This window comes from Mycolicibacterium baixiangningiae (assembly GCF_016313185.1).
Taxonomy (GTDB): Bacteria; Actinomycetota; Actinomycetes; order Mycobacteriales; family Mycobacteriaceae; genus Mycobacterium; species Mycobacterium baixiangningiae.
The window spans coordinates 906,352-921,578 of the sequence record NZ_CP066218.1 but is presented as its reverse complement, the minus strand read 5'-3'; the positions used below and the strand labels follow the sequence as shown (position 1 = coordinate 921,578).

Annotated in this window: 16 protein-coding genes and 1 tRNA gene; 11 read left to right on the top strand and 6 right to left on the bottom strand. The window is 66.9% G+C overall.

All coding sequences use genetic code 11. From position 1 onward, the window contains the following. Window positions 1-10: 10 nt before the first annotated feature. The gene (locus I7X18_RS04455; protein ID WP_193044363.1) at window positions 11-628 is read right to left on the bottom strand and encodes a DJ-1/PfpI family protein; all 618 of its coding nucleotides are present in this window, start codon (window positions 626-628) and stop codon (window positions 11-13) included. Window positions 629-690: 62 nt separating this feature from the next. On the opposite strand from I7X18_RS04455, the gene I7X18_RS04450 reads away from it, so the two are divergent. Beyond that, complete coding sequence (locus I7X18_RS04450; protein WP_193044364.1) at window positions 691-2,028, top strand: aminotransferase-like domain-containing protein; 1,338 nt, start codon at window positions 691-693, stop codon at window positions 2,026-2,028. A gap of 153 nt (window positions 2,029-2,181) precedes the next feature. Here I7X18_RS04450 and I7X18_RS04445 read toward each other — a convergent pair whose 3' ends face one another. The 3 genes from I7X18_RS04445 to I7X18_RS04435 all read right to left on the bottom strand — a co-directional run bounded on the left by I7X18_RS04445 (window position 2,182) and on the right by I7X18_RS04435 (window position 3,952). Continuing rightward, window positions 2,182-2,997, bottom strand: coding sequence for a VapC50 family PIN domain-containing toxin (locus I7X18_RS04445; protein WP_193044365.1), 816 nt, complete (start codon window positions 2,995-2,997; stop codon window positions 2,182-2,184). A 191-nt stretch (window positions 2,998-3,188) separates the two neighbouring features. Further along, window positions 3,189-3,647 (bottom strand): helix-turn-helix domain-containing protein, encoded by a 459-nt coding sequence (locus I7X18_RS04440; RefSeq protein WP_193044366.1) that lies wholly within the window; start codon window positions 3,645-3,647, stop codon window positions 3,189-3,191. A 222-nt stretch (window positions 3,648-3,869) separates the two neighbouring features. Next, window positions 3,870-3,952: transfer RNA gene (locus I7X18_RS04435), tRNA-Tyr, on the bottom strand. 101 nt (window positions 3,953-4,053) lie between these two features. Between I7X18_RS04435 and I7X18_RS04430 the strand changes: the two genes are divergently transcribed. Beyond that, window positions 4,054-4,545 carry a YajQ family cyclic di-GMP-binding protein gene (locus I7X18_RS04430; protein WP_193044367.1) on the top strand — a complete coding sequence of 164 codons (492 nt, stop codon included), beginning with the start codon at window positions 4,054-4,056 and terminating at the stop codon, window positions 4,543-4,545. Here I7X18_RS04430 and I7X18_RS04425 read toward each other — a convergent pair. Together I7X18_RS04425 and I7X18_RS04420 are read right to left on the bottom strand one after the other, a co-directional pair. Further along, entirely contained in the window at window positions 4,532-5,002 is a 471-nt protein-coding gene (locus I7X18_RS04425; RefSeq protein WP_226862931.1) for a lipoprotein LppJ family protein, read from the bottom strand. The genes I7X18_RS04430 and I7X18_RS04425 overlap by 14 nt on opposite strands. A gap of 89 nt (window positions 5,003-5,091) precedes the next feature. Beyond that, entirely contained in the window at window positions 5,092-5,997 is a 906-nt protein-coding gene (locus tag I7X18_RS04420; RefSeq protein WP_226862933.1) for a WXG100 family type VII secretion target, read from the bottom strand. Window positions 5,998-6,104: 107 nt separating this feature from the next. On the opposite strand from I7X18_RS04420, the gene I7X18_RS04415 reads away from it, so the two are divergent. The 9 genes from I7X18_RS04415 to hydA all read left to right on the top strand — a co-directional run bounded on the left by I7X18_RS04415 (window position 6,105) and on the right by hydA (window position 15,221). Beyond that, entirely contained in the window at window positions 6,105-7,130 is a 1,026-nt protein-coding gene (locus I7X18_RS04415; RefSeq protein ID WP_193044369.1) for an NAD(P)H-dependent glycerol-3-phosphate dehydrogenase, read from the top strand. A 154-nt stretch (window positions 7,131-7,284) separates the two neighbouring features. After that, window positions 7,285-7,788, top strand: a complete 504-nt coding sequence (locus I7X18_RS04410; RefSeq protein ID WP_193044370.1) for a hypothetical protein — start codon at window positions 7,285-7,287, stop codon at window positions 7,786-7,788. Further along, complete coding sequence (locus tag I7X18_RS04405) at window positions 7,785-8,693, top strand: ABC transporter substrate-binding protein (RefSeq protein ID WP_193044371.1); 909 nt, start codon at window positions 7,785-7,787, stop codon at window positions 8,691-8,693. Before I7X18_RS04410 ends, I7X18_RS04405 begins: the two co-directional genes overlap by 4 nt. Beyond that, the gene (locus I7X18_RS04400) at window positions 8,690-9,754 is read left to right on the top strand and encodes a substrate-binding domain-containing protein (RefSeq protein WP_193044372.1); all 1,065 of its coding nucleotides are present in this window, start codon (window positions 8,690-8,692) and stop codon (window positions 9,752-9,754) included. Before I7X18_RS04405 ends, I7X18_RS04400 begins: the two co-directional genes overlap by 4 nt. Then, entirely contained in the window at window positions 9,751-10,641 is an 891-nt protein-coding gene (locus I7X18_RS04395) for an ABC transporter permease (protein ID WP_193044373.1), read from the top strand. Before I7X18_RS04400 ends, I7X18_RS04395 begins: the two co-directional genes overlap by 4 nt. Next, window positions 10,638-11,438, top strand: coding sequence for an ABC transporter ATP-binding protein (locus I7X18_RS04390; protein ID WP_193044374.1), 801 nt, complete (start codon window positions 10,638-10,640; stop codon window positions 11,436-11,438). Before I7X18_RS04395 ends, I7X18_RS04390 begins: the two co-directional genes overlap by 4 nt. Further along, complete coding sequence (locus I7X18_RS04385; protein ID WP_193044375.1) at window positions 11,435-12,322, top strand: carbon-nitrogen hydrolase family protein; 888 nt, start codon at window positions 11,435-11,437, stop codon at window positions 12,320-12,322. The genes I7X18_RS04390 and I7X18_RS04385 overlap by 4 nt, the downstream gene beginning before the upstream one ends. Next, window positions 12,319-13,842: an amidohydrolase family protein gene (locus tag I7X18_RS04380; protein WP_193044376.1), complete on the top strand. Its 1,524-nt coding sequence runs from the start codon at window positions 12,319-12,321 to the stop codon at window positions 13,840-13,842. Before I7X18_RS04385 ends, I7X18_RS04380 begins: the two co-directional genes overlap by 4 nt. Next, window positions 13,839-15,221 carry a dihydropyrimidinase gene (gene hydA / locus I7X18_RS04375; protein ID WP_193044377.1) on the top strand — a complete coding sequence of 461 codons (1,383 nt, stop codon included), beginning with the start codon at window positions 13,839-13,841 and terminating at the stop codon, window positions 15,219-15,221. Before I7X18_RS04380 ends, hydA begins: the two co-directional genes overlap by 4 nt. The last annotated feature ends 6 nt before the right edge of the window (window positions 15,222-15,227 follow it).

Sequence of the window (15,227 nt, the reverse complement as noted above, 5' to 3'; positions counted from 1 at the left end):
GGTGCAACCTTCACGCGTTGATCCGGCTGTCTGTCAGGTAGGGGGTGATGTTGTTCATCGCGTTGGCCAGGTAGGCCTGTTTCTCTCCGACGGGGGCGACGTAGTGCAGCGCGTCGCGAGCGGCGTGCAGGCCACGCAGTCGAGCGATCATCCAGCCGGCGAGGTACGCCGATGAGAGGCAACCACCGGCGGTGGCGACATTGCCTTTGGCGAAGAGTGGCTGGTTGAGGACCTCGACCCCGGCGGCCTGGACCCAGGGCTTGGTCGTCAGGTCGGTGCAGGCGGGCACGCCGTCGAGGAGTCCGAGCCTGGCCAGCACGAGCGTGCCCGAGCATTGCGCGCCCAGGAGTTGGCGCCCCGGGTCCAGCGTCAGGCGCGCCATGAGGTCGGGGTCGGCGACCACTTCGCGGGTTCGGATACCGCTCCCCACGATCACGGCGTCTGCGCGCCCGGCTTCTTCGAGGGAGACGTGGGACTCGATCACGACGCCGTTCATGGAGCACACCCGGGCGGACGGGCTGGCGATCGACACCCGCCAATCCTCGTCCCGCACGCGGTTGAGCACGCCCAGGGCGATGAGCGAATCCAGTTCGTTGAAGCCCTCGAAGGTGAGGATGGCGATGTGCATACCGCCGACGATACGAGCGGTTACACAGGACAATCAAAGAATTGTCATGCATACAATGCGGCGTGCCTCGTTCCCGATACCGCGCGGTGGTGGACACCCTCGCCGCCGACATCCGTACCGGCCGGCTGACCGCCGGCAGCCGGTTACCCACGCATCGCGAACTGGCCGCCCGGGAAGGATTGGCGGTCGTGACCGCGTCGCGGGTGTATGCGGAACTGGCCGCGATGGGATTGGTCAGCGGCGAGACAGGCCGCGGCACGTTCGTCCGCGAGACCGCGCTCCCACTGACGCACGGCATCGACCAGCAGACCGTGGCCGCAGACGTGATCGACCTGACCTTCAGCATTCCGTCGCTGTCCGAACAGGCCGACCTGCTGCGCGACGCTCTGCGCGACCTGGCGGCCACCGGCGACCTCGCCGCGCTGCTGCGCTACCAACCGCACGCCGGACGCCCCAAGGAACGCGCTGTTGTGGCACGGCATCTGCAGACCCGCGGCGTGACAGTCGACCCGCAGCAGGTGCTGATCGTCAACGGGGCCCAGCACGGGCTGTCCGTCGCCGTACTGGCCCTCCTGCAGCCCGGCGACGTGGTGGCCGTCGACGCGCTGAGCTACCCGGGGTTCACGGTGCTCGCCCACGCACACCACCTGGAGCTGGCTCCACTACCGGCGGCGGACGACGGCCCCGACCTCGACGCATTCGAGCGGCTGTGCACGACCCGGCCGGTGCGGGCGATCTACACGATGCCCACCATGCACAACCCCCTCGGGTGGATCACCCCCGAGGATTCGCGGCGGCGTCTGGCCGGCATCGCCCGCAGGCACGACGTGTTGGTGATCGAGGATGCCGCCTACGCGTTCCTCGCCGAGGACGCACCACCGCCCCTGGCCGCGATGCTGCCGGAGTCGACCGTGTACGTGTCGGGGTTGTCCAAGAGCGTCGCCACGGGACTCCGGTTCGGATTCCTCGGCGCACCAGCTCATTTCGTCGAGCCGCTGGAACGCGCGATTCGCGCGACGACGTGGAACACGCCTGCGGTCGTCACGGCGATCGCGACGTCGTGGCTCGAGGACGGCACGGTCACCCGCCTCGAAGCCGCCAAACGGTTGGACGCGCAACGCCGTAACGCGACGGCCCGGCAGATTCTCGGCGAACGGGACATCGTCGGACACCCGTCGTCCTACTTCCTGTGGCTCCCACTGCCCGACGACGTGCGCGCCGACCGCGTCGCCGACGCACTGCTGCGCGAGAAGATCTCTGTTGCGACCGCCGAACCGTACGCGACGACCAAAGACAGCCCCCACGCTCTACGACTGGCCCTGGGTTCGGTCGACACCGAGGTCCTCGCCCACGCGCTGCGCCGAATCGCCGAAGTCGTCGACGATCACACCTTCCGCTGAGTGTGCCGGACACCGTAACGCCGGCGCCTCTGCCCTGAGGCGTTGGCGACTGCCGCCGAAAGTTTCGCGAAAGTTGTCGAGAATGGAACGCAAGCTCGCTGATTGATCAGGGACGGTTCGCCGGCAGGAGCCCGTGTCCGGCGGAGCGCGACATCACGACCCTCGGACTTCATCCGCCGACGGAAAGCGACTCGGGCTCAGTCCCCAAACACGCCAGATTCCGTCAGCGCAACGAAGAAGCGTCAGGATCTTCGCGTCATAGATTGGCGTGGTCGCGAATGCAACCGCTGCGTGTTCCGCGTTCGGCATGAACTTGATGTAGGCGATGTCATCGTCGCCGGGACACCGCTCGGGGAACTGCATCATGCCGTGGTCGCGCAGTATCTCTTCGGCTTGGTTGTAGTCGTCCCACAGAGACGGATCTAACGTCAAAGCGTGCAGAACATCTAGGAACTCGGCTTTGCCTCTCAGCGCCTCCCACCAGATAAATGCAGCGCCGCGGGGCTCGTCAGGTGTTGGTTCGCCGTCTGGGAAAAAGGCGCCAAAGGCCTCATCCCCGGTGCGTATCTCGATTGGCAGTGGATCGCCCGGCTGGTGGCCAGCCTGGCTCAACTCAGCCTGTATCGCCGCCCGGGCGAAAGCAGGCACGGTCCGCTCAAGACCGAGGTAACACTCGGTAACGGTGAATTGTGGTCGGGTATAGGCGGAGCGGTGCTGCTGAAGGCAAGTCAGCACGGTGGCCCCGGCAAGGTCCAGCTGGTCTTGAAGGAAGTCGTCAGGGTGAATGACCTCAATGTCATAGCGCGCCAAGGCTTCCGGTGGAAAATCCCGCGTGTTCGCCGTGACGATAAGGGCAGCCCCGCCTCGAACGGCTGCGGCGGCGACGTGACGGTCTTTGGGGTCCGTGCTCATCGCAGGCACAAGATGTTCGAAGCCCGTCACGGTCGCGTTGGGGAACGCCGATGCCATCTGCGCGATCCTGCGGGCGGCTTTGTCAGGCTGGACGCCGAGCTGACGATATTTCGTTCAACTTCGGCAAGCAGGTCGTCTGACCACAAAGGTTCAAACAGTTCGGCATCAGCGATGCGAAGCAGAAGGTCCGCAAGTTGGTAGGGCACCAGAACGCACGCATCAAGGATCACCCGTACTCGTGACACGGGTCAGCGCGCCCCACCGAACTCGCCGAGGCGGCCGTACGCATCGTCAGCGGCCGTTTCAGCGTTCATCGCAGCGAGCGTGTCGCGCCGCTCGTGGCGGATTTGCTGTTGATAGGCCAGTAGATCGGTGAGTTGCACCCGGCGATGCCGACCCGGCTGCGTGTAGGGAATCGCGCCCGTCTCGAGCAGCTTCACCAGAGTTGGTCGAGACACTCCGAGAAGGTCGGCGGCTTCCTGCGTCGACAAGACGACGCGTTGCGGCTCGAGGGTGACTGCGTGGCCTTCTATCAGCGCGTGTGCTGCATGAGTGAGGATGTCGCGTAGTTCGGGCGTCAAGGGGAACGACTGGCCATCGGTTGTTTCGATGGCCAGGGCTTTTGCCGTCTCCAGTGCGACGAGCAGCGCAGCGAGTCCCCGGTCGACGTCGGCCGGGAAGACAGTGTGCTCGGTTGTCACGGTCATTCCGCCATCGTAATTCGAAAAAAACGAAAGCGCACTGACTCGGGTGCAGTTCAAGTCGCCCTAGCGATTCCTCACCTCGTCACGCGTCCGATGCCGCGGATCTCATTCCTACGTGACACAGTCAGCACGCCGACGCACAGTTCCCCGCGCCTGTGACAATCCGTGACAATTCCGTCCCGCAACGCAATCAGGCCCCCTCTGCGAGGGGGCCTGATCAGTGCGTGGCAGGTGCAGGATTCGAACCTGCGTAGGCGTAAGCCGACGGATTTACAGTCCGCTCCCATTGGCCGCTCGGGCAACCTGCCGGGTGTCCGCACCGTCCTCTCGGATTTGGTGCGACTAGCAGGGTACAACGAGGATGGTCCGAAGACGAAAACGCCCGAACAAGCCAGGAGGGAGCGAGTCCATGGCGGATTCCAGCTTCGACGTCGTGAGCAAGGTCGATCGCCAGGAGGTCGACAACGCGCTGAACCAGGCAGCCAAGGAGTTGAGCACCCGCTTCGACTTCCGGGGCACCGACACCACCATCGCCTGGAAGGGCGAGGAGACCATCGAGATCGTCAGCTCCACCGAGGAACGCGCGAAGGCCGCCGTCGACGTCTTCAAGGAGAAGCTCGTCCGCCGCGACATCTCCATGAAGGCGTTCGACGCCGGCGACCCGCAGCCCAGCGGCAAGACCTACCGCGTCAGCGGCGACATCAAACAGGGCATCACCAGCGAGCAGGCCAAGAAGATCACCAAGCTCATCCGCGACGAGGGCCCCAAGGGTGTCAAAGCCCAGATCCAGGGCGAGGAGATCCGGGTCAGCAGCAAGAAGCGCGACGACCTGCAGACCATCATCGCCCTGCTCAAACAGGCCGACCTCGACGTGGCTCTGCAGTTCGTCAACTACCGCTGAGCAACTCCGCGGTGATGTCGCGGCCGACGGCCTTACCGTCGTCGCGGTGATCGGTCGTGTTGCGGCACTCCCCCGAGATCGTGAACGCCAGCAGACCGTCGACGTTGCCGGGCCCCATCACGACCATCACCCCGTCCTTGTGGATGACCGTGCCGTACGGCTTCTTTCCCGGCGGTGGACCGTCGGTCCAGCCCGCCGCGACCATGGCGTCGGCGACCTGGCGGGCATAGGTGTCGGTGTCGGTGCCCGCAGGCAGCTGGGCGCTCATCTCGACGAACCCGCGATAGGGCGGCTCACCCTGGTCGTTGCAGGATTCGAACGAAAACCCCCCGCCGACGTCCTGCAGACCGGCGACCGTCCGTAGCTGCCTGCCGGCATCGACGACCTGGGCTTCGGCCTGTCCGTCGGACATCGGACTGGCGACCTGCTCGCCGCCACCGGCGCCGGGCTTCGACATGGAGCACCCTCCTAGCGCGATCGTGCACAACAGCAGCGGGACGGCCAGCGCCGCCCGCACTCTCTCACCCGGCCGGTGTGTACTCATGGTCAGTGGTCACAGAGCTCCCTGGTCGGCCGGCTTCCGGGTCGATGAAGGCGGGACTGCCCGGAATATCGGTATCGAGGTGCGGCAACGGAACTCTGCCGCCGAACGGTAGATCGATGTGGTCGGGTGTGGTGATGTGGGGTTGGCGGCGGCCCTCGGCGAGCAGATCCTGTGCCGCCAAGCGGTCGCTGTTGCCGGTGGCGATATCGGTGATCACACGCGTTCATCACCGCCTGGTTGACCTTGTCCCGTACCTCGGCGGGAATGCCGTTGAGGTTGCCCAACTCCGGCGGATGCTCGGCGATCAGCCCGTCCTTCTCGGCCTGGCTCAGCGAGTCCCACCACTTCTTGACGTCCTCGGGTGCGGTGTCCTTGTTCGGGAGTTGACGCGGATCGCCGAGCGTTCCCGGCGGCGTCCGCGGCACCGGACCGCCCAGCGCCGACGTGATCGCCGCAGCCGTCGACTGGTCGATCTCGCTGTACTGCGACCGCAGCCGCTTGATGAGGGCCGTCCACGCCATGGCCAGCCCGCTGAACACCGGGGGCAGGTACGACGGCGGAGTGCAGGTGCCGTCGTCGGCGACCTGCCAGCCGGTGGCGCGCAGGGTGTTGACCAGCATCAGCAGCCCGCGCCGCGTCGAGGACAGCTGCGTACCGCCGGACTGCAACGCCGACTGCAACGCCCGCAGTCGCGCCCGCAGCGTCTCCTGCTGGTCGAGGTTGGCTTCGGCCTTCGCGATCGCTGCTGCCGCGGCCTTGCCCAGCCAGTTCGCGCGCAACTCGGCCAGCGCGCGGCGCTGCTGGGTCAGCAGGGTGTCGAGGTGGGTGATCTTCTCGCGGATCTGGCCGGCGGCGTCGATGAGACCGTCTGGGTTGGACGTCTCCACCACCGACAGTGAAACCGTCACCACACCCCCTGCGCCGACCGGATCTCAGTATCACCTGGCCCGTGACACGCTTGCTGCACCAATCGAATCGGCCTCCGGCCGGCGGCACCCGTCCTACGCTGATCGCCATGGCACACGCGCATCGACAGCCCAACGTCGTCGTCCTCGGAGGCGGCTCCTGGGGTACCACCGTCGCATCGATCTGCTCGCGGCGCGCGCCGACGATCCAGTGGGTGCGCTCGGAGGACACCGCCAAGGACATCAACGCCAACCACCGCAATTCCCGCTACCTCGGGGACGACTGTGTACTGAGCGAGACGTTGCGTGCGACCACCGACTTCGCCGAGGCCGCCAACAGCGCCGACGTCGTCGTCATGGGCGTGCCGTCACACGGGTTCCGCGGGGTGCTCGAGGAACTGGCCACCGAACTGCGGCCGTGGGTGCCGGTGGTGTCGCTGGTCAAGGGGCTCGAACAGGGCACCAATATGCGGATGAGTCAGATCGTCGACGAAGTGCTGCCCGGGCATCCGGCGGGAATCCTCGCCGGGCCCAACATCGCCCGCGAGGTCGCAGACGGGTATGCCGCGGCGGCAGTGCTGGCGATGCCGGACCCCCACCTCGCGGCACGGTTGGCAGAATTGTTCCGCACCAAGCGTTTTCGCACCTACACCACCGACGACGTGGTGGGTGTCGAGATGGCCGGCGCGCTGAAGAACGTCTACGCGATCGCCGTCGGCATGGGCTATTCACTCGGCATCGGGGAGAACACGCGCGCCATGGTGATCGCCCGCGCGGTGCGGGAGATGTCGAAACTCGGAGAGGCGATGGGCGGCCACCGCGACACCTTCGCCGGACTGGCCGGGATGGGCGATCTGATCGTCACCTGCACTAGCCAGCGCAGCCGCAACCGTCATGTCGGCGAACAGCTGGGCGCGGGGAAATCGATCGACGAGATCATCGCGTCGATGAACCAGGTCGCAGAAGGCGTGAAGGCCTCCACGGTGGTGATGGAGTTCGCCGACGAGTACGCGTTGAACATGCCGATCGCCCGCGAGGTCGACGGGGTGATCAACCAAGGGTCGACGGTGGAGCAGGCCTACCACGGCCTGGTCGCCGAGAAGCCCGGCCACGAGGTGCACGGCCAGGGCTTCTAGGTCAGTTGCCGCTGCTCGGGCCCGAGCGGTGCCATGCGGTCCGCGCACCGAAAAACGTGGCCGTCACAACTGTTAACACGGGCAGCCTGCGGAGGTAACACGCCGGCAATCCAGCAGCCCTGTAATCCTCCGCATGCATTGTATACAGGACACAGTGTCCCGGTTCGCCGCTCTGCAGTGGCCGGGCGCGGCTCCCGATCATGCGTTTGACCTGCTGGGACCGGTCCTCAGCCGGCGGCTGCACATCGCGGCGGGCAGCCCCCGATCCTGCTGCGGCGCCACGTTGGACCTCGTAGCGGCCGACCCGGCCGACCCGGCGCTTTCGGAGGCAGAGCGCACTTCTCTGCGTGCGCTGACACCGGGCCGCGCGGTGGCCTCGACCGACCTTCCGGAGCTGTCCGGGGGGTGGATCGCCGTCCCGGGCATCGACATCCGGATCGTGGGACTGGCCGACCTCGGCGGGCCGGTCATCGCGATCACCTTCGCCGATGCGGTCGCGATGCTGTCGGGACCCGACGCGCGGCACCTCACCGTCCGGACCACCGCCGTGGTTGCGGAGGCGGCCGCGGCGCCGGGCTGGAACGTCGTCCGGACCGGCGCCACGACGGTGCCGCTGGCATGTGACACCGACGCGCACCTCGCGGGTTGTGCGGCATGAGCGACGACCGTCTCGTCCTGACCCATGGCTGCTCGCTGTCGAACCTGCCGCTGTTCGTCGCCGTCGGCGAGGGGCTGTTCGCCGATGAAGGCCTGCAGGTGGTCGCGCCGTATTTCGACGACATCAGTTCCACCGCTGAGCTTTTGGCGACCGGAGTCGCCGACCTCGGGACGGCGGCGTTCACCCAACCCCTGATCGACGCGTTCCGGCCCGATCCGCCCGTCATGGTTGCCGGAAGCGGCCTGATGGGAATCTCGGTGCTGACCCGGAACCCGATGACCGACGCCGCTGCGCTCGCGGGTCGGCCCGTGGGCACCTTCCGCACCGACCCGATGGAGGTGCTGCTGCACGATGTTCTCGCCGCGGGCGGTCTTCGCATGTCTGATGTGGAGCTGCGTTACTTCGACATCCTCACCGACGCCATCGACGCCTGGCGCGCAGGGGAATTGGACGCGCTGTCGCTGGCCGAGCCGTTCGCCGGGCGGGTTCGGGCCGCCGGAGGGCATGTGCTGTCCGACGGTACGGAACTGTGGGGCGACCCGTTCCCCGACACCACCCTGGTGGTCTCGGCCAAATTCCTGCGTGAGCGCCCCGAGCAGGTGCGGGCCGCCATCCGGGCGATGCTGCGGGCCGACGAGTTCATCGCCGCCGACCTCTCCGCGGCGATCCGGCATGCCGCGGAGTTCTACCCCGGCTTCGGACACGACGAACTCCTGTCAGCCGCACGGCGTCAGCCCGCGCGTGTGGACATCCGGGACATGGTGTCCGCCGTGTTCGGACGGTGGGACACCCTGCGCTCACTAGACCTGGTACCCGCCGACGCCATCGCACCGGTGGACGCCGTGATGTTCGACCTGCTCAACGACGAGCTCAATGCCCAGCATGCCGAGGAGACCGCCCGATGACCGAGAAGTTCACCATCCCATCGTTCAACCGCCGCAACTTCTTCCGCGGCGCAGCCATGACCGGCGCCGCGGTCGCGGTCCCGTCGTGGCTACTTTCGGCCTGTTCCAACGCCGGTCCCACGAACGCTGGCGGCCCGGGCGGCCTCACCACGCTCAAGGCCACGCACGGCACCGGCTTCTGCAACCTGGGCATCTTTTTGGTCAAGGAGCGCAACCTCGCCGAACCCGGCGGTGCTGCAGTGGACTTCGTAGTCACGCCGACGAATGCCGACATCGTGACCCTGTTCGGGGCCGGACAGGTCGACATGTCGCTGATCCCCTACACCCAGTTCCTGACGCTCTACGACGCCGGCGCCCCCGTGACCATCGTCGCCGGCGGTGGTGTGGAGGGCTGCACGATCGTCGCGCAGCCGGGTATCAACTCCGCGGCCGACCTCAAGGGCAAGACGCTGGGCACCTTCCAGGCCGACACCCTCGAGATGTTGCCCTACGACTACCTGCAGAAGGCGGGCATGTCGTTCAACGACATCCAGGTGCGCTACTTCGGCACCTCACCCGAACTCGCACAGGCATTCATCAGCGGTTCCATCGACAGCATGTGCCACATCGAGCCCTACAGTACCCAGGCACTCAAGGCGGTCTCCGGCTCGGTGGCGCTGTCCGACGGCAAGGATGTCTACGGCCCCAACTACACCGACTGCGTACTCGCGGTGCGCAATCCGCTGCTTGCCGAGAACCCCGACGCGGTCAGGGCCGTGATCAACGGCCTCCTCGTCGCCCAGCAGCAGGTCGAGCAGGATCAAGCGTCAGCCGTGGACGCGACCGTCGGAACATATTTCAAGACCAGCGCCGAAGACGCTCGCGACGCGTCGAGCAAGCAGCCCTGCATCGTCGACCAGCGGTCCAAGTCGAAGTTCATGCTCGACCGCGCGGTGGGGATGAAAGACCTCGGTTACCTCAAGGCGCTGCCCGACGAGAAGATCTTCGACTGGTCGCTGCTCGAGCAGGTCATCGCCGAGAACAAGGGCGTCTACGACTCCCTCAAGGTGAAAACCGCATGAGCACCACCACCGTCGGCGTGACCGTTAAGCCGAAGCCCACTCCGCCACGCAAAACCAACTCCCGCCTTCACAGGATCGCGACCGCCGCCGGCTGGTGGATCGCATCTGTCGCCGTGTTCGCCGGGATCTGGGAGCTTGCCTGGGCAGTCGGCCTCGCGCCCGAACTGCTGCTGCCTCCGCCGCACATCTTCCTGCAGGACTTCACCAGTCAGGCACAGTTCTTCGACACCTCGACAATCGGTGCGCAGCAGGCCCAGCCGGTGGTCGCCGTCCTGAGCACCGTCATGGCCACCGTGCTGCGGGTGCTCGCCGGCCTGGCCCTGGGATTCGTCGCCAGCCTGATCACCGGGGTGCTGATCAGCCAGTTCCGGGTGGCGCGGGGACTGGTGCTGCCGGCCGTCACCCTGCTCGCCCCGATCTCCCCCATCGCCTGGCTGCCGGTGTCGATCTTCCTGTTCGGGATCGGCAACGCACCCGCGGTGTTCATGGTGTTCATCGGGGTGTACTTCGTGATGACCCTGGCCACCATCAGCCTGATCAACGACGTTCCCGCCACCTACGTCAACGTCGCCCGCACCATGGGGGCCACCAGGCGGCAGATCCTCGGGCAGGTCCTCCTGCCCTCCATCCTGCCGGGTCTCATGCAGAGCCTGCGACTGAACTTGTTCGCGGCCTGGATGGTCGTCCTACTCGCCGAGGCCGTCGGTGTCGGAACAGGACTCGGCCAGGTCGTGATGCTGGCGCGTAACACCTTCAACGCCAGCCTGGTGTTCTTCGCAATGACCGTGATCGGGTTGAGCGGTTACCTGCTCGACGTCCTGTTCCGGCAATTGCAGAACCGGCTGTTGTGGTGGCAACCGATGACCAATGGAGGCGGAAAGCGATGACCGACAACGTAACCGGTGCGGTGGCCTGCCGCGCTGTGACCAAGACGTTCGAGCAAACCACTCCCGAACTCGTCGCGGTGGACGGCGTCGACCTCGACATCGCGGCCGGGGAGTTCGTCGTGATTCTCGGGCCCAGCGGGTGCGGTAAGAGCACCCTGCTGTCGATGATCGCGGGTCTGGAACCGCTGACGTCCGGATCGATCGAGGCCGACGGCGAGCCCGTCACCGGGCCGGGACCCGACCGGTGCATGGTCTTCCAGCAGTCGTCGCTGTACCCGTGGATGTCGGTGGCCGACAACGTCGGCTTCGGCCTGAAGCTGCGCGGGGTGCCCAAGAACGAACGTCGCGAGACCGCACGCGACCTGCTGCACACCATGGGTCTGGGCGGGTTCGCCGACCACCATCCCGACGGGCTGTCCGGCGGTATGCGCCAGCGTGCGGCCATCGCCCGCGCGCTCGCGATGCGGCCGCGCGTCCTGCTGATGGACGAACCCTTCGCCGCACTCGACGTCCAGACCCGCGCCAAGATGCAGAACTACGTCGCGCAACTGCGCGATGAGAGCGGCGCCTCGGTGATCTTCGTGACCCACAGCATCGACGAGGCGGTGGCGCTGGCCGACCGGATCGTGGTGTTCACCGCCCGTCCCGGGCGGATCAAGGCCACGGTGAACGTAGACCTCGAACGGCCGCGCGATCCGCGTTCGCCGGGCTACCACGCGCTGCACGATCAGCTCGTCGACCTGCTGGCCGACGAGGTCGACCGCGCCTTCGCCGAGCAGGAACGGATCCGTGCATGACCGTGGTCGTCGTCGCCGCGGCGCAGCTCCCCGCATGTGAGGATGATCGAGAGAAGAACTTCGCCGTGGCAGAGGCGGCGGTCCGGGACGCAGCCGCCGCCGGGGCGGACCTGGTCGTGCTTCCGGAACTGGCCACCACACCGTACTTCGCCGGGGAACCGGCCGGCGCGTACCAGGATTGGGCCGAACCCGTGCCGGGTCAGCACAGCGACCGGATGGCGGAGTTGTCCGCCGAACTCGGAGTCGCCGTCGTGCTGCCGCTGTTCGAGAAGGACACGGCCGAGGGGACGTTCCACAACTCTGCGGTCGTCATCGACCGTGGCCGGATCGCACCGTCGGTGGACCGCACCGGCACCGCGCATCCCGTCGCCCGCAAGATGCACCTGCCGGTCGCCGACAGCCCGGCACCGGGATTCGACGAGGCGGCGCACTTCACCGCGGGTGGCTGGCTCGGCGTGCACTCTGTCGACGGCTGTCGGATCGGCGTGCTGGTGTGCTACGACCGCCGCTTCCCGGAGCCGTGGCGTGAACTGCGCGCTCTCGGCGCCGATCTCGTGGTGGTCCCCGTAGCCGGCAGCGGCGGTGACACCGCGGACTTCTTCCACGCCGAACTGCGCACCCATGCCCGGGAGAACGGCGTGTTCGCGGTCGCCGCGAACAAAGTCGGCGTCGAATGGGTGGGCGGGCACCCGATCGACAACTTCGGCGAGTCCTGCGTCGTCGGTCCCGACGGCGAACTCGTCGCCCGCCGACCGCGTGAGGCCGGACCGGGTCTGCTGCTCGCCGAAGTGGACCTGGGTTCCCTTCCCGACACCCGAAAGGCGTTGCGCTACTTCGAGCACCGCCGCACTGACCTGTTTCCCAGCGCCAAGGAGATTCTGTGACCACGCTTTTCCGCAATGCCCTCGTCGTCGCGATGGACGACGAGCACCGCAGTGACCCGTTCCGTGCCGACGTGCTGGTGGTCGGCGACCGCATCGACGCGGTGGGACCTGAGATCGAGGTACCCGAGGGCGCGACGGTGGTGGACTGCACCGACCGTCTGATCATGCCGGGCCTCGTCAACGCCCACGTCCACTCCTGGGAAGCCCTGTTCAAGGGCCGCTACGACAATCTGCCGCTCGAGCTGTGGATGCTGCTGTCGTATCCGATCCTCGGCGTCGAGCCGATGTCGGACCGGCTGGTGTACCTGCGCACTCTGCTGGTCGGCCTGGAGTCGCTGCGCAACGGGGCCACCTGCCTACTCGACGACGTCATCGAGATGCCCACCCAGAGCCTCTCGGCGCTGGACGAGGTGTTCCGCGGCTACGAGGACATCGGCATCCGCGCCAACTGCTCGGGCAACATCGTCAACCGGCCCTACATCGACTCGATCCCCTACGTCGAGGAGGTGCTGCCCGCCGAGCTGCTCGCGGAAGCCCGCGCCGTGGACCCGCGCACCGTCGACGAATACCTGGCGATCAGCAAGGAGGCGTTGTCGCGCTACGACGGCCGAGCCGGCAGGCTGCGATACGTGATCGCACCGAGTGGCCCGCAGCGGTGCACCGACGATCTGTTCATCGCGGCGAACGAGCTGTCCCGCGAACACGATACGACCTATCACGTGCACGTCCTGGAAACGAAGATGCAGGCCGTCACCGGCCGTGAGTTCTACGGCTCCACCCTTGTCGAACACCTCGACTCCCTGGGCGTGCTCAGCGACCGGGCGACGCTGGCGCACGGGATCTGGCTCACCGACACCGATATCGCCCGTCTCGGCGAGGTCGGCGCGTCGGTGGCGCACAACCCGATCTCCAATCTCAAACTCGGTTCGGGGATCGCGCCGTGGCGCGCGCTGCTCGACGCCGGTGTCAACCTCGGTCTGGGTTCCGACGGACTGTCGAGCAACGATTCGGCGCGGATGTTCGACGTGGTGAAATCCGCTGCGCTGCTGCACAAGGTGACCCAACCGGACTACACCACCTGGCCGACCGCAGACGAGGTGCTGTGGGCGGCGACGCGCGGCGGCGCCACCTCTGCCCGCGTCGGCGACCAGGTCGGCGCGATCGCGCCCGGACGCAAGGCCGACTTCCTGATGCTGGATCTGCGTTCGGTGAACTTCACCCCCGCCAACGACATCGCCCAGCACCTGGTGTACGTCGAGAACGGCGAATCGATCACCGAAGTGTGGGTCAACGGTGAGCCCGTGGTGCGCGACGGTCGCTGCCTGCTGATCGACGAGGACGCCGTGCTCGACGAAGTCCGGGAACTCGGCGGCGAATACCTGGAGCGGTTCGCGAAGGTGGAGGACGCCAACAAGGTGTTCGAACCGTACTTCCGCGACATCTACCAGCGCTGCTGCGGGCAACCGTTGGGCATCAACCGGTTCAGCGACGACGACCGCGCCTGGGTGGGTGCGCTGTGAGCCTTCTGATCAAAGGCGCGCGGGTGGTCACCGCCGCGGACGACTACCTCGCCGACGTATACGTAGCCGATGACAGGGTGACGACGATCGGCGCGACGCTGGACCTTCCGGCCGACCACATCGTCGACGCCGCCGGCTGCTACCTGTTGCCGGGCGGGGTGGATCCGCACACCCATCTGGGATTCAACATGGGACTGACCACCACTTCGGACGATTACGCGTCGGGCACCACCGCCGCCGCCTTCGGCGGCACCACGACCGTGGTCAACTTCGCCCAGCAGAAACGCGGTCAGCACCTGCGTGCCGCCGTCGACGACGGGCTGGCCTCGGCGGAGGGCAAGGCCGTCATCGACTACGCGCAGCACATCGTGATCACCGAACTGGCGGCCGAATCGCTCGGCCAGATCGACGAGCTGGTCGACGAAGGCGTCACCAGCATCAAGATGTTCATGGCGTACCCGGGTGAGCTGATGGTGGACGACGCCACGCTGTTCCAGGTTCTGGAACGGGCCGGTCAGGTGGGCGCACTGTGCTGCATCCACGCCGAGAACGGACCGGTGATCGACGTCCTGGTGCGGCGCGCCCTGGCCCAGGGCCGCACCAACCCGTCGTGGCACGGCCGCACGCGTCCGGAACTGGCGGAGGCTGAGGCGACGCATCGGGCCATCGCGCTCGCCGAGATGGCCGAATCCCCGGTGTACTTCGTGCACCTGTCGTGTGCGGAGGCGCTCGCCGAGGTGACCGCCGCCCGTGATCGCAACCGGCCGGTGTTCGCCGAGACCTGCCCGCACTATCTGTTCCTGGACTCCAGCGTGTACGACGACGAGAGTTTCGACACCGCGAAGTACGTGTTGACACCGCCGCTGCGGGATGCCCGCCACCACGCCCATCTGTGGCGCGGGTTGCGCACCGACGACCTGCAGGTGGTCTCCACTGACCACTGTCCGTTCTGCCTCAACGGGCAGAAGACGATCGGCGCGGACGACTTCTCGAAGATCCCCAACGGCGGGCCGGGGGTCGAGCACCGTCTGCAGCTGCTGTACTCCGGCGGCGTGGTCGCCGGCCGATTGTCGCTGCGACGCATGGTCGATGTGTTCGCCACCACCCCGGCCCGGCTGTTCGGTCTGTTCCCGCGCAAGGGCACCATCGCCGTCGGCTCGGATGCCGACTTCGTCGTCTTCGATCCGAACGGTACGACGACGATCAGTGCCGAGACCCACCACATGAACGTCGATTACAGCCTCTACGAGGGGTGGCGACTCACCGGCGCGGTGCGCACGGTGATCTCGGGTGGCAGGGTGATAGTGGACAACGGTGTCTTCACCGGCAAACCCGGTGCCGGGTGCTATATCGCCCGGGACGCCAGTGGACAGGTCTGACGGCGC

Bases quoted from the DNA above. Each gene is read 5' to 3' on its own strand.
- I7X18_RS04455 (WP_193044363.1), bottom strand. From the start codon at position 628: ATGCACATCGCCATCCTCACCTTCGAGGGCTTCAACGAACTGGATTCG.
- I7X18_RS04445 (WP_193044365.1), bottom strand. From the start codon at position 2,997: ATGGCATCGGCGTTCCCCAACGCGACCGTGACGGGCTTCGAACATCTT.
- I7X18_RS04440 (WP_193044366.1), bottom strand. From the start codon at position 3,647: ATGACCGTGACAACCGAGCACACTGTCTTCCCGGCCGACGTCGACCGG.
- I7X18_RS04430 (WP_193044367.1), top strand. From the start codon at position 4,054: ATGGCGGATTCCAGCTTCGACGTCGTGAGCAAGGTCGATCGCCAGGAG.
- I7X18_RS04425 (WP_226862931.1), bottom strand. From the start codon at position 5,002: ATGTCGAAGCCCGGCGCCGGTGGCGGCGAGCAGGTCGCCAGTCCGATG.
- I7X18_RS04415 (WP_193044369.1), top strand. From the start codon at position 6,105: ATGGCACACGCGCATCGACAGCCCAACGTCGTCGTCCTCGGAGGCGGC.
- I7X18_RS04405 (WP_193044371.1), top strand. From the start codon at position 7,785: ATGAGCGACGACCGTCTCGTCCTGACCCATGGCTGCTCGCTGTCGAAC.
- I7X18_RS04400 (WP_193044372.1), top strand. From the start codon at position 8,690: ATGACCGAGAAGTTCACCATCCCATCGTTCAACCGCCGCAACTTCTTC.
- I7X18_RS04395 (WP_193044373.1), top strand. From the start codon at position 9,751: ATGAGCACCACCACCGTCGGCGTGACCGTTAAGCCGAAGCCCACTCCG.
- I7X18_RS04390 (WP_193044374.1), top strand. From the start codon at position 10,638: ATGACCGACAACGTAACCGGTGCGGTGGCCTGCCGCGCTGTGACCAAG.
- I7X18_RS04385 (WP_193044375.1), top strand. From the start codon at position 11,435: ATGACCGTGGTCGTCGTCGCCGCGGCGCAGCTCCCCGCATGTGAGGAT.